The organism is Streptomyces tricolor, assembly GCF_002155905.1.
GTDB classification, from domain to species: domain Bacteria; phylum Actinomycetota; class Actinomycetes; order Streptomycetales; family Streptomycetaceae; genus Streptomyces; species Streptomyces tricolor.
The window spans coordinates 1-1270 of sequence record NZ_MUMF01000855.1 but is presented as its reverse complement, the minus strand read 5'-3'; the positions used below and the strand labels follow the sequence as shown (position 1 = coordinate 1270).

General features: G+C 73.7%; 2 protein-coding genes. Both read left to right on the top strand.

All coding sequences use genetic code 11. From position 1 onward, the window contains the following. Positions 1-431, top strand: a 431-nt coding sequence (locus CCN44_RS40755) for a pyridoxamine 5'-phosphate oxidase family protein (protein ID WP_208639935.1), incomplete at its 5' end; no start/stop codon positions are given. 9 nt (positions 432-440) lie between these two features. Continuing rightward, a complete protein-coding gene (locus CCN44_RS40750) occupies positions 441-920 on the top strand; it encodes an NUDIX hydrolase (RefSeq protein WP_189397203.1) in 480 nt (159 codons plus the stop codon). Positions 921-1270: the final 350 nt, after the last annotated feature.

The window sequence follows — 1270 nt, the reverse complement described above, 5'->3', positions numbered from 1 at the left end:
ACCGCACCCCCGGCACCCCCCGCCGCCTCACCGCGCTCGGTGCCGAGCAAGCGGACTTCGTCAGGGCGGCCGACACCTTCTTCCTCGCCACCGTGCACGGAGCCGGCGCCGACGCCAGCCACCGCGGCGGCAACCCCGGCTTCGTCCAGGTCGCCTCACCCCACGAGCTGATCTGGCCGGACTACTCCGGCAACGCCATGTTCCTCAGCCTCGGCAACCTGCGCGCCGACCCGCGGGCCGGCCTGCTCTTCCTGGACTGGGAGACGGGCAGCACCCTCCAGCTCACCGGCGAGGCCCGCACCGAGTTCGCCGCGGACGGCACCCGCACCGTCCGCTTCACCCTCACCGAGGCCGTGTGGACCCCGGACGCCCTGCCGCTTCGCTGGTCGGCACCGGAATATTCGCCCGCCAATCCGGACATCGCGCGTTAACGTCCGTCCATGCGACGGAACTTGAGGGTGGCGGCCTACGCCGTGTGCGTCCGCGACGGACAGCTCCTGCTCGCCCGGTCGCCGGGGCCCGACGGAACACCCGAGTGGGTGCTGCCCGGCGGCGGCATGGAGCACGGCGAGGACCCGTACGACACGGTGCGCCGCGAGGTCACCGAGGAGACCGGCTACCGCATCGAGGTGACCGGTCTCCTCGGCATCGACTCCCACCGGCTGGTCGGCGACCCCCGCGTCGGCCGCCGCCTGGACCACCAGGGCCTGCGGATCATCTACGAGGGCGAGATCACCGGCGGCGAACTCCGCCACGAGGTGGGCGGCTCCACCGACTTCGCCGCCTGGCACGACCTGGACGCCGTGCCCGCACTGACTCGGATACGGCTGGTCGACACCGCCCTGCGGCTGTGGCGCGAGCGCCCGCCGCACGGACGCCTGGCGGACCGTCCCGTACCCCGGCAGATGAACGAGGGGTGACCGGCCCCGGGCGAGCCGCGATCCACTCCATGACCGCACCCGGTACCCCGTGATCCACGTACGGTGATCGGCGCTGCGCGTTGCCGCCGCGTTCACGCGCAGGCCATCCCCGGTGCCAACCATCCACAGTGAGCGGGGCGTTCGCGTCCGCGACGGCCCGCGACCACTGCCGACGCGTTCGCACTCGGGGAGATCGCGCCATGTCGCGCATACGCTCTGTCGCCGCCTCCGCCCTGGGGGTCAACCGCCGTACCGTCCTCGCCGCCGCCGGAGCGGTCTCGCTCTCCGCGGGCGTCGGCTACGCCCTGCGCCCCACCGACAGCCAGGCCGCCACCCCGGCCCCGGAAGCC